At 42.0% G+C, this 15,592-nt stretch carries 14 protein-coding genes; 12 read left to right on the top strand and 2 right to left on the bottom strand.

Features of this window, described 5'->3' with window-relative positions; translation table 11 throughout:
- Positions 1–10 precede the first annotated feature (10 nt).
- The 4 genes from DQW11_RS15545 (at position 11) to DQW11_RS15530 (ending at position 5,205) form a co-directional block, all read left to right on the top strand.
- On the top strand, positions 11–1,579 hold the full coding sequence (locus DQW11_RS15545) for a glycerol-3-phosphate dehydrogenase/oxidase (RefSeq protein ID WP_113925026.1): 1,569 nt from the start codon (positions 11–13) through the stop codon (positions 1,577–1,579).
- Between the two features lie 3 nt (positions 1,580–1,582).
- Positions 1,583–3,082 carry a glycerol kinase GlpK gene (glpK, locus tag DQW11_RS15540; protein ID WP_113925025.1) on the top strand — a complete coding sequence of 500 codons (1,500 nt, stop codon included), beginning with the start codon at positions 1,583–1,585 and terminating at the stop codon, positions 3,080–3,082.
- Positions 3,082–3,834 carry an MIP/aquaporin family protein gene (locus tag DQW11_RS15535; protein WP_113925024.1) on the top strand — a complete coding sequence of 251 codons (753 nt, stop codon included), beginning with the start codon at positions 3,082–3,084 and terminating at the stop codon, positions 3,832–3,834. Before glpK ends, DQW11_RS15535 begins: the two co-directional genes overlap by 1 nt.
- Positions 3,835–3,984: 150 nt before the next feature.
- A complete protein-coding gene (locus tag DQW11_RS15530; RefSeq protein WP_113925023.1) occupies positions 3,985–5,205 on the top strand; it encodes a hypothetical protein in 1,221 nt (406 codons plus the stop codon).
- Positions 5,206–5,266: 61 nt separating this feature from the next.
- On the opposite strand, the gene DQW11_RS15525 is transcribed toward DQW11_RS15530, so the two are convergent.
- Together DQW11_RS15525 and ade are read right to left on the bottom strand one after the other, a co-directional pair.
- Entirely contained in the window at positions 5,267–6,406 is a 1,140-nt protein-coding gene (locus DQW11_RS15525) for an acyl-CoA dehydrogenase family protein (RefSeq protein ID WP_113925283.1), read from the bottom strand.
- A gap of 233 nt (positions 6,407–6,639) precedes the next feature.
- Positions 6,640–8,274, bottom strand: a complete 1,635-nt coding sequence (gene ade, locus DQW11_RS15520; RefSeq protein ID WP_113925022.1) for an adenine deaminase — start codon at positions 8,272–8,274, stop codon at positions 6,640–6,642.
- Positions 8,275–8,428: 154 nt separating this feature from the next.
- Here ade and cmk point away from each other — a divergent pair, with 154 nt between their 5' ends.
- The 8 genes from cmk to DQW11_RS15480 all read left to right on the top strand — a co-directional run bounded on the left by cmk (position 8,429) and on the right by DQW11_RS15480 (position 15,540).
- Positions 8,429–9,109 (top strand): (d)CMP kinase, encoded by a 681-nt coding sequence (cmk, locus tag DQW11_RS15515; RefSeq protein ID WP_113925021.1) that lies wholly within the window; start codon positions 8,429–8,431, stop codon positions 9,107–9,109.
- A 10-nt stretch (positions 9,110–9,119) separates the two neighbouring features.
- Positions 9,120–10,019 (top strand): 4-hydroxy-3-methylbut-2-enyl diphosphate reductase, encoded by a 900-nt coding sequence (locus tag DQW11_RS15510; protein WP_113925020.1) that lies wholly within the window; start codon positions 9,120–9,122, stop codon positions 10,017–10,019.
- Positions 10,020–10,153: 134 nt separating this feature from the next.
- Positions 10,154–11,518: a Na(+)-translocating NADH-quinone reductase subunit A gene (locus DQW11_RS15505; protein ID WP_113925019.1), complete on the top strand. Its 1,365-nt coding sequence runs from the start codon at positions 10,154–10,156 to the stop codon at positions 11,516–11,518.
- A 5-nt stretch (positions 11,519–11,523) separates the two neighbouring features.
- Positions 11,524–12,738, top strand: a complete 1,215-nt coding sequence (locus DQW11_RS15500) for an NADH:ubiquinone reductase (Na(+)-transporting) subunit B (protein ID WP_113925018.1) — start codon at positions 11,524–11,526, stop codon at positions 12,736–12,738.
- Positions 12,725–13,501: an NADH:ubiquinone reductase (Na(+)-transporting) subunit C gene (nqrC, locus tag DQW11_RS15495; protein ID WP_113925017.1), complete on the top strand. Its 777-nt coding sequence runs from the start codon at positions 12,725–12,727 to the stop codon at positions 13,499–13,501. The genes DQW11_RS15500 and nqrC overlap by 14 nt, the downstream gene beginning before the upstream one ends.
- Positions 13,502–13,527: 26 nt before the next feature.
- Complete coding sequence (locus tag DQW11_RS15490; RefSeq protein WP_113925016.1) at positions 13,528–14,208, top strand: NADH:ubiquinone reductase (Na(+)-transporting) subunit D; 681 nt, start codon at positions 13,528–13,530, stop codon at positions 14,206–14,208.
- 12 nt (positions 14,209–14,220) lie between these two features.
- On the top strand, positions 14,221–14,832 hold the full coding sequence (nqrE, locus tag DQW11_RS15485) for an NADH:ubiquinone reductase (Na(+)-transporting) subunit E (RefSeq protein WP_113925015.1): 612 nt from the start codon (positions 14,221–14,223) through the stop codon (positions 14,830–14,832).
- Positions 14,833–14,982: 150 nt separating this feature from the next.
- On the top strand, positions 14,983–15,540 hold the full coding sequence (locus DQW11_RS15480) for a DUF502 domain-containing protein (RefSeq protein WP_113925014.1): 558 nt from the start codon (positions 14,983–14,985) through the stop codon (positions 15,538–15,540).
- The last annotated feature ends 52 nt before the right edge of the window (positions 15,541–15,592 follow it).

Genomic DNA, 15,592 nt, shown 5'->3' with positions numbered 1-15,592 from the left:
ATTTTTCGTTATGCACAGGTCAGCTAACCTCAGTAAAATCAAAGACAATCAGGAAAAAATCTGGGATATTGCCATCATCGGTGGAGGTTCTTCCGGTTTTGGAGTCGCCTTGGATGCGCTTTCAAGAGGTCTTTCGGTGGTTTTGTTAGAAAAATCGGATTTCGCCAAAGGCACTTCCAGTCGCAGTACCAAGCTCCTTCATGGTGGCGTCCGCTACCTTGCACAAGGGGATGTATTTTTGGTATTGGAAGCTTTGAAAGAAAGGGGACGGCTCTTGGAAAATGCTCCCCATCTCACCTACAACCAACCTTTTATCATTCCCATCTACACTTGGTTTGACAGGTTACAGTATTCTGTCGGTCTCAAATTATACGACCTGATGGCAGGAAAGTGGAGGCTTGGCAAATCGAAGTTTATCAGTAAAACCGAAACTGTCCGAAGGATGCCTCAGATCAAACAGGAGGGACTGAAAGGCGGGGTAGTCTACCATGACGGTCAGTTTGATGATGCCAGAATGATCATTGCTTTGGCACAGACCTGTGACGAACTCGGCGGTTGTGTATTGAATTATTCCAAAGTAGAATCCCTGACCAAAGATACCAACGGAAAAGTCGATGGCCTGAATTTTATAGACCAATTGGATGGAAGCCATTTACAGATCAAGGCAAGAATGGTGGTCAATGCCACCGGTGTTTTTGCTGACAAGATCTTGAAGATGGATAATCCTGATGCGAGAAAAAGTATACAGCCTAGTCAAGGCATACATTTGGTTTTTGACCAGTCTTTTTTGGGTGGCAAAGACGCGTTGATGATTCCCAAAACTTCTGATGGCAGGGTGTTGTTTGCCGTGCCTTGGCACGGGAAGCTTGTCGTCGGGACCACAGATACCCTGAAGGACAAACCCCAATTGGAACCTGAAGCTTTGGAAAAGGAAATCGATTTTGTATTGGAAACTGCCCAAGCCTATCTTACCAAAAAACCCACCAAGGCTGATATACTTTCTGTTTTTGCAGGACTGAGGCCATTGGCAGCGCCAAAAGAAGATGGAGCCAAAACCAAGGAGATTTCACGTACACATAAAGTCATTCTTTCAGATTCTAAATTGGTCACCCTGACAGGCGGTAAGTGGACGACTTTCCGTAAAATGGGTGAGGATACCGTAGAATATTTCCCTAGAGTGTCGGGCAAAAACATGTCTGAAAGCAAATCTGCTACTCAAAAACTTCATGGATTCACGATCAAACCGGATGAAGGTCATATGGCCATTTATGGTTCAGACGCTTTTCAGATCAGGTTTATGCTCAAAGAGCATCCCGAGTGGAGAGAAAAACTGCACCCAAAATATCCTTATACCATCGCCGAGGTGATCTGGATCATTAGAAATGAAATGGCCGTCAAACTGGAAGATGTACTCTCCAGGAGGTTTAGGATTCTTTTGCTTGATGCCAGGGCTGCCATGGAGATGGCTCCAAAAGTGGCGGAGATCATGGCCCGAGACCTTGGTATGGATCAGAATTGGATAGAGGATGAATTGAAGGAATTTAAAAAGACTGCCAATAAATACATCATAAAACCCTAAGCAATGACCCAAAATACCCAGTACATCATGTCCTTGGACCAAGGAACGACTAGTTCACGGTCCATCATTTTTAACAAACAGGGCGAAATAGTATGTGTTGCCCAAAGAGCTTTCAAACAGCATTTTCCAAAATCCGGATGGGTAGAACATGACCCCATGGAGATTTGGTCCACCCAATCTTCGGTTTTGGCAGAGTCCTTAGCCAAAGGTGGTATCAAAGCCAAAAATATTGCTGCCATCGGAATCACTAACCAAAGGGAAACCACCATTATTTGGGATAGGAAAACAGGAAAACCTATCTACAATGCCATCGTGTGGCAGGATCGCAGGACTTCGGCCTATGTAGACCAACTCAAAGCAGAGGGTAAAGAAGAAATGGTCGCCTCCAAAACCGGCTTGGTGTTGGATGCCTATTTTTCAGCCACCAAGATCAAATGGCTGCTTGACAATGTCGAAGGGGCCAGAGAGAAGGCAGAAAACGGAGAATTGGCTTTTGGTACAGTGGACACTTGGCTAGTATGGAACCTGACCCACAAGAAGGTTCATGTCACAGATGTATCAAATGCCAGTCGCACCATGCTTTTCAACATATTTGAAAAAAAATGGGACTCAGAACTCCTCTCACTTTTCGACATTCCGGTCTCCTTATTGCCCGAAGTGAAGTCAAGTTCAGAGGTGTATGGACATACCTCAGAATCGTTGTTTCCTGTGCCGATACCCATTGCCGGGATAGCAGGTGATCAGCAGGCGGCACTTTTTGGACAGTTGTGTACCCATCCCGGAATGGCAAAGACCACCTATGGAACAGGTTGTTTTTTGATGATGAATACAGGGGAAGAACCCGTGAGATCCAATAATAAATTGCTGACCACCATCGCTTGGGAAGTCAACGGGAAAGTCAACTATGCATTGGAAGGCTCTGTGTTTATCGGAGGAGCAGCGATCCAATGGCTTAGGGATGGCATTGAATTGTTTGGCCACGCCAAAGAAAGTGAAAAACTGGCCACAAGTCTAAAAGACAATGACGGCGTCTATTTTGTGCCTGCAATGGCAGGACTCGGCGCACCGCATTGGGACCAAAATGCACGAGGTGCTTTTTTTGGAATTACCCGTGGGACAACGATCGCGCACATGACTCGGGCTGCTTTGGAAGCCATAGCTTATCAGGTCAGGGATGTCTTGGATGCGATGCAAAAAGACAGTGGCGCCCCCATCAAGGAATTGCGAGTGGACGGTGGCGCTACAGCAAACAATTTTCTGATGCAGTTCCAGTCAGATATTTTGCAGACCAAAATCAAAAGGCCCAAAATCATAGAAACCACAGCGATTGGGGCGGCTTTTTTGGCAGGCTTGGCAGTAGGATTTTGGGAATCCGAGAAAGAGTTACAGGCGCTTTGGGAATCAGACAAGGATTTTGAACCAAAGATGGAAGTGGAAAAAGTTGATTATTTCCTTCACTTTTGGCATAAAGCAGTAGAACGATCTAAAAACTGGGTAGAATAATGAACGCATATATAGCAGAGTTTATAGGGACCTCTATCCTGTTGTTGATGGGGTCCGGCGTGGTGGCCAACGTTGTACTTCCCGGTACAAAAGGAAATGGAGGCGGATTGATTGCGATTACCACCGCTTGGGCATTGGGAGTATTTATTGGGGTTGTCGTGGCAGGTCCACACAGCGGCGCGCATCTCAATCCCGCCGTAAGTATTGGATTGGCCATTGCAGGTCTTTTCGATTGGGCGATGGTTCCCGGCTATATTTTAGCCCAGGTTTTAGGTGCTATGTTGGGAGCAGGGATTTCTTGGCTCGTGTACAAAGACCACTTTGATGCCACTGATGATCCGGGGTTGAAGTTTGCTCCTTTTGGAACTTCTCCTGCCATCCGGAACTTACCTTCCAACCTATTTTCTGAAATCATCGGAACATCCGTTTTGATCATAGTGATCTTACATTCTACCAATCCTGTAATCCAATATTCCGACGGTGAGCAAATACCGATTGGTCTCGGGGCTCTTGGCGCATTGCCGGTGGCTTTTTTGGTGTGGGTGATCGGATTGGCTTTGGGTGGTACGACGGGCTATGCCATCAATCCTGCAAGGGATTTTGGGCCGAGGTTGATGCACCAATTGCTACCGATTAAAGGTAAAGGAACAAGTGATTGGGCTTATTCTTGGGTTCCGGTATTGGGACCGATTCTCGGCGCAGCTATGGCTGCCGGGATTTTTCTTTTGCTGAGTGAAGGGAATCTGGTTTGAAAAGAGGAGCGAGAGACGAGAAGCGAGAAAGCAAAATTTATAAAAACCCTTGGTCATGAGACTGAGGGTTTTTTTATGCCTAATTTCTTCTGCAAATGAAGAAAAACTAAAAAAGATTTTCTAATTTCAATTTTCAAAAATCAAAATTCAATGAGATATCTAATCGGCTTCGTAATAATATTTTCATTATTTCTCAATCAAGGGTGTAAACCGTCAGATACCTATGAAAATAAAAGCATAGAGGCAGCTGAGACTGAGGGGTTAAATTTCAGATACAGCATCGAGGTCCTTGATAGTGTTGAGGTTGAAAATGTCCTCGTGCCTGCTTTTGCGTTTGAAGGGAAATCCGGAGATAATTTGGTTTTCAGAGACAAGGCTTCTTCCAAAGTTTTTGTATTTGATTCCTTGGGGATGCCTCTCTACTCCTGGGATAAATCAGGGGATGTTCCCGGTAATTTTTCCATGGCTGCCGATAATTTTGTTTTTGACAAAAACCACAATATCGTACTCGGCGACAATATGGCCGGTATCCGGGTATTTACTATTGATGGACAATTGGTTATGCAAAACAGGACTTATCAGCCTCAGACAGGTTTTCACATGTTTGTGGATTTGTTTCGAAAGAACCAAGTGATAAATAAGAATGGAAAAGAATTTTTGATCCATCATCTGGACTTGATGGATGATGTCCAACAGATAGGCGGGGAATTTTATAAAAGTCGAAAAAATCTTCTCCTGACCGATTTATCCAACGGGAAAACCAAACAGATTTTACCTTTTCCAGAAAAAAGCAAATTTCTTGCAGGCAAGGCATTTCCCTTCGAAGACTTTAGACCTGTTTTCTTTTTTAATGAAAAGGAGGAAGTGCTTTATTTGATGTTTCAGAATGAAGCGGTTTTATACCTCTTTGATTGGAAAGGTGATGAACCTATTTATAAGGAAACTATATTGATTGATTTGCCAGGATTTTCTAGTCACGAAGGATGGGAATATATGGACCTGGAATATGGTTTGCTGAATGCAGGACAATTGGGCTCGCCATTTCCTTCCCGCATTCGAAATTTGGAGAAATTTGGAGATGATTTTTTGATCAGTTATAATCCAAGTCCAATCAGCGATTCGGATTTGGAAATAGTCCGAAACAACGAAGCAACAAAAGAATTGAAAGATAGATTGAGGGAGGAAACGAAGATAAAAACTGTGCTTTTTGATTTGAAAACAAAAGAGGTCAGTCCTATTGATTTTCCGCAGATGCGATATGAAAGCTTTAAATTGATTGATGAGGAATTATGGTGGATGAAGCCCGCTTCCAAAGATGTGGAAGATGAAGATTTTGTGGTGTACAGAGGTCGGATTATTGAGAAAAAATAATTCTCAAGAAAACCGCCAAAGTTCTCCTTATCAAGTAAAACCTTGGAGGTTTTTTCTCCTTTTACTTCAAAACCTCTCTCGCAATCACGATCTTTTGGATCTCTGATGTTCCTTCTCCAATCGTGCAAAGTTTGGAGTCTCTGTAGTATTTCTCCACAGGATAATCTTTGGTAAAGCCATATCCTCCGAAAATCTGAACTGCTTCATTGGAAACAAATACTGCCACTTCAGATGCATAATATTTTGCCTGCGCGCCTTCCAAAGTCACTTTTTGGCCTTTGTTTTTCAAGGCTGCTGCTTTGAAAGTCAATAGCTTTGCCGCTTCTATTTGGGTGGCCATGTCGGCCAATTTGAAAGAAATTCCCTGAAAGCTGTTGATCGGTTTATTGAATTGGTGACGTTCCTTGGAATATTGGATGGATGCTTCCAATGCACCTTCCGCAATGCCTAAGGATAGTGCAGCAATAGAGATCCTTCCACCATCAAGAACTTTCATTGATTGGATAAAGCCATCCCCAACCTCACCTAAAATCTGACTTTCGTGGACCCTACAATCTTCAAAAATCATCTCAGAGGTCTCAGATGCGCGCATGCCGAGTTTGTCTTCTTTTCTTCCGCCTTTGAATCCTGGAGTTCCCTTTTCTACCACAAAGGCTGTCATCCCGTGGGAATCACCTATTTTTCCGGTTCTTGCGATTACCACAGCTAAATCACCGGAAATTCCATGTGTGATAAAGTTTTTGGCGCCGTTGATGATGTAGTGATCGCCGTCCTTGACAGCCACAGTTCTCATATTGCCGGCATCAGAACCGGTGTTCGGTTCCGTCAATCCCCAGGCTCCAAGCAATTCGCAGGTGGCCAACTTTGGGATGTATTTTTGCTTTTGGGCTTCATTTCCAAACATCAGGATGTGGTTGGTGCAAAGTGAATTGTGCGCTGCCATAGACAAACCGACCGACGGATCCAATTTTGATAATTCGGCAATCGCTGTCACATATTCAAAATAGCCAAAACCTGAGCCTCCGTACTCTGTTGGGACGAGGACGCCCATCAATCCGAGATGGCCAAGTTTTTTGAAAAGTTCTAGTGGAAAAATCTGCTTGTCATCCCATTCTTTCCTGAATGGGGTAATCTCCTTTGCTCCAAAGTCGCGAATCATCTTGGCGATCATCACCTGATTTTCATTGAGCTCAAAATTCATCATAATTCTATTTTTTAATATTTGGGTTTACATGTCCTAAGTTACAAACTTCCTGTTCATGGGGAAGGTTTGTCTTAAATTCGGTATTTCAGCCTTTGGGCCTCCATTTGGCATCTGAAGCAATTTCTGATTTTGAGTCAAAGGCTTTGTGATATTTCTATGTGGAAATTGAGAAAATGACAAAATTTAATTTTGACCCAAAACTGAAAAATATTTATACAATTGGTTGAGGGCTAGGATAGAAACACGTCAACAAACTCAAATCGCTGACCGTCAAACAATCCTTTGTCGCTGAGTTTGAGATCGGGGATGACCAATAGTGCCATAAAACTCAATGTCATAAAAGGGGATTTGAGAGATGAACCCATTTCCTTCGCCATTTTGTCGATGTTTGTATAAGCTTGTGCCACTTCATAGCCATCGTCTGGTGACATGATTCCTCCCACAGGCAAAGGCAAAACCAACTCCGCGGTATCATTTACAGCAGAAATGCCGCCTTTTTCTTGGATCAGTAAATTGACCGCCCGGCAAATGGACGCATCATCTACGCCGACTGCTATGATATTGTGTGAATCATGGCCGACTGAAGAAGCGATTGCTCCGGATTTCAATCCGAAGTTTTTGATAAAAGCAATGGCAGGCATTGCCTCTTGGTAACGGTTGACTACCGTCAATTTTAGAATATCAGATAGGGGGTTTGATTCGGCCAAGCCTTCCTTAATAAGAATTTCACCTTGGATCTCAGGAGTGATAAGCTGTCCGTCTAATGCGCTGATTACTCGGACTATGTTTCCTTTTGCCAATAATTTAAAATTTTCAACAGTCTTTAATCCTGTATTGAAGTTATTGATAATGGGATTATGGATCTTGTGGATCAAAGTTTTTCCGTCTTCCGCCACCAACTTTCCATCGATATATGTCTGAAGGACTTTGAAATCCTTGAGGTCTTGGACCACAATAAAATCTGCAGGATCGCCAATCTGCATTTGACCGACGTCCATGCTGTAATGCTGTACAGGGGTGATACATGCTGCTTTTAAAACATCAAAGACATCCTTTCCTTTGGCTACTGACCGCACGACAAGTTCATTGATATGGCTGATAGCGAGGTTATCCGGATGCTTATCGTCCGAGCAAAACATCACCATGTCAGGATAATCATCGATGATATCTATCAGTGCATCGAAATTTTTGGCAGCGCTGCCTTCACGGATGGAGATTTTCATACCCAACTTTACCTTGTCCAAAGCCTCTTCCAAAGTAAAGCATTCGTGGTCAGTGGTAATGCCTGCGGACACATATTGGGCAGCAATTTCTCCTCTCAATCCCGGAGCATGGCCATCGACAGGCTTGCCGTATTTCTTCGCAAGGGCAATTTTTTCCATGACTATCGGGTCTCTGTGGACCGTTCCCGGCCAATTCATCATCTCTGCGAGGTAGCTTATTTCTTTTCTCTCCAAGAGATCATCGATATCCCTGACGCTTATTTCCGCTCCTGCAGTTTCAAAGGGAGTAGCCGGAACGCAGGATGGTGCGCCAAAATAAAATTTGAAGGGAACCTGTTTTCCATTGTCTATCATGTAATTGATTCCCTCCATGCCACATACATTGGCGATTTCGTGCGGATCAGAAACAGTGGCCACAGTACCGTGTGGAACAGCCAGCCTCGCAAATTCTGAAGGAACGAGCATGGAGGACTCTATGTGTACATGGGCATCAATGAAACCCGGTAGGATAAAGGGAAGTGTTTTGTCTTCAACAACTTTTCGGATGGATACAATTTTGCCTTTTTCCACAGAAATTTCCGCAGAAAATATCTCTCGGTTTGAAATATCAACAAGCTGTCCGAGGACAAGGAGATTACCCATGGTGGAATGTTTTTGAAAGATTGGAAATATATGTTTACGATATTATGAATTAGCCTTACCAAGTTTTGTAATACATACATATTGAAAAGGAAATAGATTTAAAACTACTATATTTGCGCCTGAAATTAAAAAAAGCCAAGGCTACTTTTATTTGATGCAGAAAATTGTGATTGCAATTGACGGATACTCAGGATGTGGCAAAAGTTCTACTGCTAAAGCCGTGGCCCAGAATTTGGGTTATACTTATATCGACTCAGGAGCCATGTACAGAGCTGCGACATTACATTTTTTGAATAACCATGTTGTCCTTTCCAATCCTAAGGAAGTCAATAAATTTCTCGAATCCCTTGAAATCTCCTTTCACCCGAATCCCGATAATGGAAAGCAGGAAACCTATCTCAATGGATTGAACGTAGAGGATGAAATCCGGTCCATGCGGGTTTCTGATTATGTAAGTGAAGTCAGTAAGATCAAAGAGGTAAGGACCGAACTCGTCGCCCAACAGCAAAAAATGGGTAAAAAGAAAGGTGTGGTCATGGATGGAAGGGATATCGGAACAGTGGTATTTCCTACTGCCGAATTGAAGGTTTTTATGTCGGCGGATTTGAATATCCGGGCCGAAAGACGTCAAAAAGAACTTCTCGAAAGAGGGGAGTTGGTAGCACTTGAAAAAATAGTGCAAAATCTAGCAGAAAGAGATCAGGTAGATACGACAAGACAGGAAAGTCCACTTCGAAAAGCAGAAGATGCGGTAGAGTTGGACACGAGTTTGTTGGAATTTGAAGATCAGGTAAATCAGATTGTATCATTCGCCAAAGAAAAAATCGGCATTTAATATTTTGACTATGGAAGTGACCATTGACAAAAATTCAGGGTATTGTTTTGGAGTTGAGTTTGCCATCAAAATGGCGGAGGACGAAATGGAAGTATCTGAGAAGTTATATTGCCTTGGAGACATTGTCCACAATGACATGGAAGTGAAGCGGCTGAGCGAAAAAGGATTGGTGGTGATCGATAGGGAGCAGCTTCAGGGATTGACAGATTGTAAGGTGTTGATAAGGGCTCATGGTGAACCACCGGAAACTTATAGAACAGCGATAGAAAATAACATCGAACTGATTGATGCCTCTTGCCCGGTAGTTTTGAAACTGCAGCATAGGGTAAAAACAGCATTTGATAAAATGGAAAGAGAGCAGGGGCAGATTGTCATCTATGGCAAAAAAGGCCATGCTGAAGTGATTGGGCTTACAGGACAGACTTTAGAAAAAGCCATTGTTGTCATGGAGGACATAGATTTGGATAAAGTCGATTATTCCCGACCAGTTACCTTGTTCAGTCAGACTACCAAAAGCACCAAAGGATTTTATGAACTGAAAGCAAAAATTGAGGAAAGGATAAGGGCTGAGAAAGGGGAGCTTTCAGAGGTTGATTTCAATGCCAATGACTCGATTTGCCGACAGGTTTCCAACAGGGAGCCACAGCTTCAGCGGTTTTCGCAGGAGAATGATGTCATTTTATTTGTCTCAGGCAAAAAAAGCTCCAACGGAAGAGCATTATATCAGGTTTGCCTAGCCGAAAATAACAGAAGTTATTTTGTGGAGAACGAAACAGAAATCGACCCATCTTGGTTTAATCCTGTGGACAAAATAGGCATATGCGGCGCAACTTCCACACCTATGTGGTTGATGGAGCGGGTGTTGGATCATGTCCAGTCTTTGGAAAGAGACAGGGTTTTGGAAAATTGACCAGCCTTCCATTCAAATAAAACCTTTAATATCTGTGCGAAAACTCACAAATATTACCAAAATTACCTTCAAATAACTGATGTATTTTATTAGATTTGAGGCGTTTTTAAATAGACCATACAGTTCAAAATCATATGTCAAAAACAATAAAGCTTAAGAAAGGATTTGATATTAAGCTCGCCGGAAAAGCTGAAAAGCAGCTTGGGGATTTCAAACGGGCAAAAACCTTTGCGATCAAACCTGCTGATTTTATTGGAATGCAAAGACCAAAAGTCACTGTAAATGAAGGAGATTCGGTAAAAGCCGGTACTCCGATTTTATTTGACAAAGCGATGGAAAGTGTGCTTTATGTCGCTCCTGTTTCTGGGGAGATAGTCGAAATCAAAAGAGGGGACAAAAGGAAACTGTTGGAGATCAAAATCCTAGCAGATTCTGACGTCAGTTATGAATCTTTCGAAAAATTCTCTGAATCTTCATTAAAAACTCTTTCCAAAGAGACTGCGATCTCCCAGCTATGTAAAAGTGGAGTTTGGCCCCAATTGATACAAAGGCCATATGGAATTGTTGCCAACCCACAGGATTCCCCAAAATCTATTTTTATTTCGGGTTTTGATACCCATCCTCTTGCACCCGATTATGGGTTTGCTTTGAAAGGGGAAGAAAAATATTTCCAGGCCGGTGTTCTTGTACTTCAAAAACTGACAGCAGGAAAAGTTCACTTGGGACTTGAACTTGATTCGGAGATAGCACCTGTTTTTGCAAATGTTCAAGGCGCGCAGGTCAATAAATTTTCCGGTCCACATCCTGCAGGAAATGTGGGTGTCCATATTCACCATGTTGATCCAATCAATAAAGGGGAATTAGTCTGGACAATCAGTCCTTTTGGGGTTGTTCAGATCGGAAAGCTTTTTGTTGAAGGAAAATACGACGCATCAAAACTAGTTGCTGTTTCGGGTTCTGAAGCAAAGAAAGCCGCCTATGCAAAAACATATATCGGCGCCTGTGTCGATACTTTGGTGAATGGCAACCTCAAGCAAGGCCATATTAGAGTGGTTTCCGGGAATGTCCTGACAGGTGAAAAAATCAATAATGATGGTTATTTGGGATTTTATGCAAGTCAAATTACCATTCTTCCCGAAGGAGATTACTATGAGTTTTTGGGTTGGATGAAGCCAACTACAGAGAAACTGAGTTACCATAGAGCACTTGGTTTACTTTCTTTCTTGAAGCCAAACAAGGAGTATGTTCTTGATACCAATGTGAGAGGAGAAGAAAGGGCGTTTGTCCAGACCGGAGTTTTTGAAAGCGTCACACCGATGGATATTCTTCCGGTTTATTTGTTGAAGGCCATTATGGCTGAAGATTTTGACGAAATGGAAGAATTGGGAATTTACGAAGTGGTGGAGGAAGACCTTGCACTCTGTGAGTTTGTAGATGTATCCAAGCATCCCGTTCAGGAAATAATCAGAAAAGGAATAGATTTAATTCAATACAGTTAATTAATATGAAGTTTCTAAGAGATCTGTTGGATAAGCAGAAACCGCTTTTTCATAAAGGCGGAAAGTTGGAGAACCTATTTTACCTCTATGAGGCAGGAGAGACATTTTTGTTTTCTCCCAATCATACAAACGGTATAAAAGGTGCTCAGGTAAAAGATGCCATTGACCTGAAGAGGATGATGATCACTGTGGTGATTGCCATGATTCCTTGTCTTCTTTTTGGTATTTACAATACCGGGCATCAGCATTTTCTTGCAACGGGACAGACTGCAGGCTTGTGGGAGGATTTCGGTCCTAAATTCCTTTTGGGATTACAACTTGTACTTCCGATTGTGATAGTAGCTTACGCGGCAGGTGGATTGGTAGAAGCAGCTTTTGCTGTAATCAGAAAACACCCCATCAATGAAGGGTTCCTAGTGACAGGAATGTTGATTCCTTTGGTTGTACCGGCAACGATTCCATTGTGGCAAGTTGCCCTCGCTACGATATTCGCAGTGGTCATAGCAAAAGAAGTTTTTGGAGGCACGGGCATGAATGTACTTAATGTTGCCATGACGGCACGGGCATTTTTGTACTTTGCCTATCCTGCACAGATTTCAGGTGATCTTGTTTGGACTTATCTTGGAGACAAGGCACCTGTTGATGGCTTCTCCGGTGCTACCGCTTTGGCAGTTGCTTACAACGCAGGCGTTGATGGTCAACCGGTCACCCAAGCACTCGCAGAACACAATTCTGTAATGGGAGATGGAATATATAGTTTTGCCAATATGTTTATGGGTTGGATCCCAGGCTCCATCGGTGAAACTTCCACACTTATGTGTATCATCGGAGCGCTAATTTTGATAGGAACAGGTGTAGGAAGTTGGAAAATTATTGTAAGTGGATTTGCAGGCGCTTATATTATGGGAGTGGTCATGAATTTATTTGCAGTTAATGAATATATGGCTATGTCACCTGAATACCATTGGGTAGTTGGTGGATTGGCATTTGGAATGGTTTTCATGGCGACAGATCCTGTTTCTGCAGCTCAGACAGAAACTGGGAAATGGATATATGGTTTGTTGATAGGATTTTTGACAGTGATTATCAGGGTGACTAATCCGGCATATCCGGAGGGAATCATGCTTGCTGTTCTCTTCATGAATGTATTTGCGCCATTGATTGATTATTATGTAGTTAAAGCTAATAAAAACAGGAGGTTACAACGTGCAACAGTCTAATACATACATTATTACATTCTCAGCTATATTGACAATAATTTTAGGGTTATTGTTATCAGGATCCTCTCAGATTTTAGGTCCATTACAAAGGAAGGCTGAAGAATTGGATACCAAAAAACAGATTCTTGGTGCGGTGGTTGATGGTGATCAACTTGGTAAAATGAAGCCTGAAGAGGTTTTGAGTTTTTATGAAAGCAGGATTTCTTCAAAAGTGGTAGATATCGAAGGTAAAGTTATTGAGACTGCACCTGATGGTAGTCCTGTAGTTGCGGAAAAAGTCAATGTTGGTAAAAATTATAAAATGGCACCTGAGAACAGGATGTATCCAATTTTCATTTACCATGCAGAGGGTAATCCTGAATCCGTAGAGTCTTATATTTTACCTGTATATGGTGCAGGACTTTGGGACGAAATTTGGGGTTATGTTGCCTTGCAGACTGATTTGAGTACCATTGAAGGGGTAACATTTGCCCATAAAGCGGAAACGCCGGGTTTGGGTGCGAGGATCACTTCATCCGATGTCCAAGAAAGGTATCAGGGGAAAAAAATATTTGATGAATCCGGAAAGATCCAATCAGTTTATATGCAAAAAGGGGAGGGGAAAGATTATGAATCAGACCTTCATAAAGTGGATGGAATGTCGGGAGCAACAATTACCGCCAACGGCGTGAATAAAATGCTTAAAAATTATCTTGAATATTACAGTGCATTTTTGAGTAGTCAAAAAGCAGGTCAACAAACTGAGGTTGTTGCTGTAAATTAAGTCTTTAACGTTTAAACTTTAAACAAATGAGTACAGAAACAACAGCGATAGAAGTTAAAAAGCCCGCTGAGGCGCTTTTGTCAAAAAGGAGGAAAGGTTTGGTTACCGATCCATTAGTTGACAGTAATCCGGTGACCATCCAAGTATTGGGTATTTGTTCAGCACTTGCCGTTACCACACAAATGCAGCCAACGCTTATCATGGCTATTTCCGTGACTTTTGTTGTGGTAATGTCCAATATCGTAATCTCTTTGATGAGAAATACAATCCCAACAAGGGTAAGGATAATAGTTCAGTTGGCGGTTGTTGCCACCTTGGTGACTTTGGTAAGTGAATTGTTGAAAGCGTTTGCATATGATATGTACAAGGAACTTTCAGTCTTTGTAGGATTGATTATCACTAACTGTATTGTAATGGGTCGTTTGGAAGCTTTTGCTTTAGGAAACAAGCCATATGATTCCATGTTGGATGGACTTGGTTCTTCTTTGGGTTACTCTTGGATTATACTTGCAGTCGCATTTTTCAGAGAATTATTCGGTTCCGGAAGTATTTTTGGGATCAAAATTTTTGATGCAATTGCAGGATTATTCGGGGAGGATTTCTCTTTGGCCACCAATGGTTTAATGGTAACTCCGGTTGGCGCATTTATCATCCTTGGATTGATTATTTGGGTACAGCGGACCAAAACAGGTTATGTTGAACATTAAAATTTAGAAAAAATGGAGTTATTTAACCTTGGTATTAGATCGATATTTATCGATAACATGATTTTCGCTTACTTTTTGGGAATGTGCTCCTATTTGGCAGTTTCCAAAAAAGTAACAACTGCCATCGGTCTTGGAGCAGCTGTAATATTTGTACTTACAGTAACTGTTCCTGCTAACTGGCTTTTGAATGAGTATGTATTGAAAGAAGGAGCTTTGTCATGGGCAGGTGATACATTTGCTACCATCGACTTGTCTTTTTTGAGATTCATCATGTTTATTGCAATAGTTGCAGCTATCACCCAACTTGTGGAAATGATAGTTGAGAAATTTGCTCCTGCACTCTACGGAGCTCTGGGTATTTTCTTACCGCTGATCGCTGTAAACTGTGCCATCTTGGGTGCTGCTTTGTTTATGGCCCAAAGAGATTATACTTTGGCCGAAGCTACTGTTTATGGTTTCAGTTCCGGTATCGGCTGGTTGTTAGCTATCGTAGCCCTTGCTGCCATCAGAGAAAAATTGAAATATTCCAATGTGCCAAATGGTCTGAAAGGACTTGGTATAACCATGCTTTTAACAGGTTTGATGGGGATCGCTTTTATGTCCTTCATGGGAATAGATCTCTAAAATATCCACTAGAGAAGTTCAAACCCCGGGTATTCAATCCGGGGTTTTTTTGTGTTTAGAGATAGTAGTAATTGGTTTTGGGAATGTTTTAACAATTATTTCCGCTCGGTAAGTATTCTTTTTTTGTATTTTTATTCAAAATGTTCAAACATGGCTTTCACTTATAGAAGAATCATTACATACTTTTTCAGGGGATTGTTGTTTGTGGTTCCAATCGCACTTACTATCTACGTGATCTATTTGATCATACAGTTTTTGGATGGGATACTACCGATTCCTATTCCTGGCCTTGGGATTTTGATTATGCTCGCTTTCATCACGTTCATTGGGTTTTTGGCAAGTATTTTTATTACCAAGCCTCTCTTTGATATTTTTGAAAAGTGGGTTTTCAAAATTCCATTGATCAATATCTTGTATACAAGCATCAAGGACCTGATGTCAGCTTTTGTGGGGGACAAAAAGAAATTCAATATTCCTGTTATAGTAAAATTATCTGAAGGAATGTCCCGACTTGGGTTTATTACGCAGGATGACCTGACTATTTTGGAAGAAGAGAACCTTGTAGCCATCTATTTTCCACACAGCTATAATTTCTCAGGAAATCTTTATTTGGTTCCGAAAGATAATGTCCGGATCTTAAAAAATGTCAAAAGTGCTGATATCATGAAAATGATAGTCTCAGGAGGGGTCTCCCCTTTGCATGATTGATGGGATGAATATTCAGCCAATCATTTTAATTTATACCTTCCGGTCAATTTTC

It is taken from the genome of Cognataquiflexum aquatile, assembly GCF_003316845.1.
In the GTDB taxonomy this organism is placed as follows: domain Bacteria; phylum Bacteroidota; class Bacteroidia; order Cytophagales; family Cyclobacteriaceae; genus Cognataquiflexum; species Cognataquiflexum aquatile.
This window is presented reverse-complemented; position numbering and strand designations above follow the sequence as displayed.

Excerpts from the sequence above, each read along its gene's own strand:
- DQW11_RS15510 (WP_113925020.1), top strand. The coding sequence starts at position 9,120 with ATGGAAGTGACCATTGACAAAAATTCAGGGTATTGTTTTGGAGTTGAG.
- DQW11_RS15480 (WP_113925014.1), top strand. The coding sequence starts at position 14,983 with ATGGCTTTCACTTATAGAAGAATCATTACATACTTTTTCAGGGGATTG.
- DQW11_RS15530 (WP_113925023.1), top strand. The coding sequence starts at position 3,985 with ATGAGATATCTAATCGGCTTCGTAATAATATTTTCATTATTTCTCAAT.
- DQW11_RS15505 (WP_113925019.1), top strand. The coding sequence starts at position 10,154 with ATGTCAAAAACAATAAAGCTTAAGAAAGGATTTGATATTAAGCTCGCC.
- ade (WP_113925022.1), bottom strand. The coding sequence starts at position 8,274 with ATGGGTAATCTCCTTGTCCTCGGACAGCTTGTTGATATTTCAAACCGA.
- DQW11_RS15545 (WP_113925026.1), top strand. The coding sequence starts at position 11 with ATGCACAGGTCAGCTAACCTCAGTAAAATCAAAGACAATCAGGAAAAA.
- glpK (WP_113925025.1), top strand. The coding sequence starts at position 1,583 with ATGACCCAAAATACCCAGTACATCATGTCCTTGGACCAAGGAACGACT.
- cmk (WP_113925021.1), top strand. The coding sequence starts at position 8,429 with ATGCAGAAAATTGTGATTGCAATTGACGGATACTCAGGATGTGGCAAA.
- DQW11_RS15535 (WP_113925024.1), top strand. The coding sequence starts at position 3,082 with ATGAACGCATATATAGCAGAGTTTATAGGGACCTCTATCCTGTTGTTG.
- DQW11_RS15490 (WP_113925016.1), top strand. The coding sequence starts at position 13,528 with ATGAGTACAGAAACAACAGCGATAGAAGTTAAAAAGCCCGCTGAGGCG.
- DQW11_RS15500 (WP_113925018.1), top strand. The coding sequence starts at position 11,524 with ATGAAGTTTCTAAGAGATCTGTTGGATAAGCAGAAACCGCTTTTTCAT.
- nqrE (WP_113925015.1), top strand. The coding sequence starts at position 14,221 with ATGGAGTTATTTAACCTTGGTATTAGATCGATATTTATCGATAACATG.
- DQW11_RS15525 (WP_113925283.1), bottom strand. The coding sequence starts at position 6,406 with ATGAATTTTGAGCTCAATGAAAATCAGGTGATGATCGCCAAGATGATT.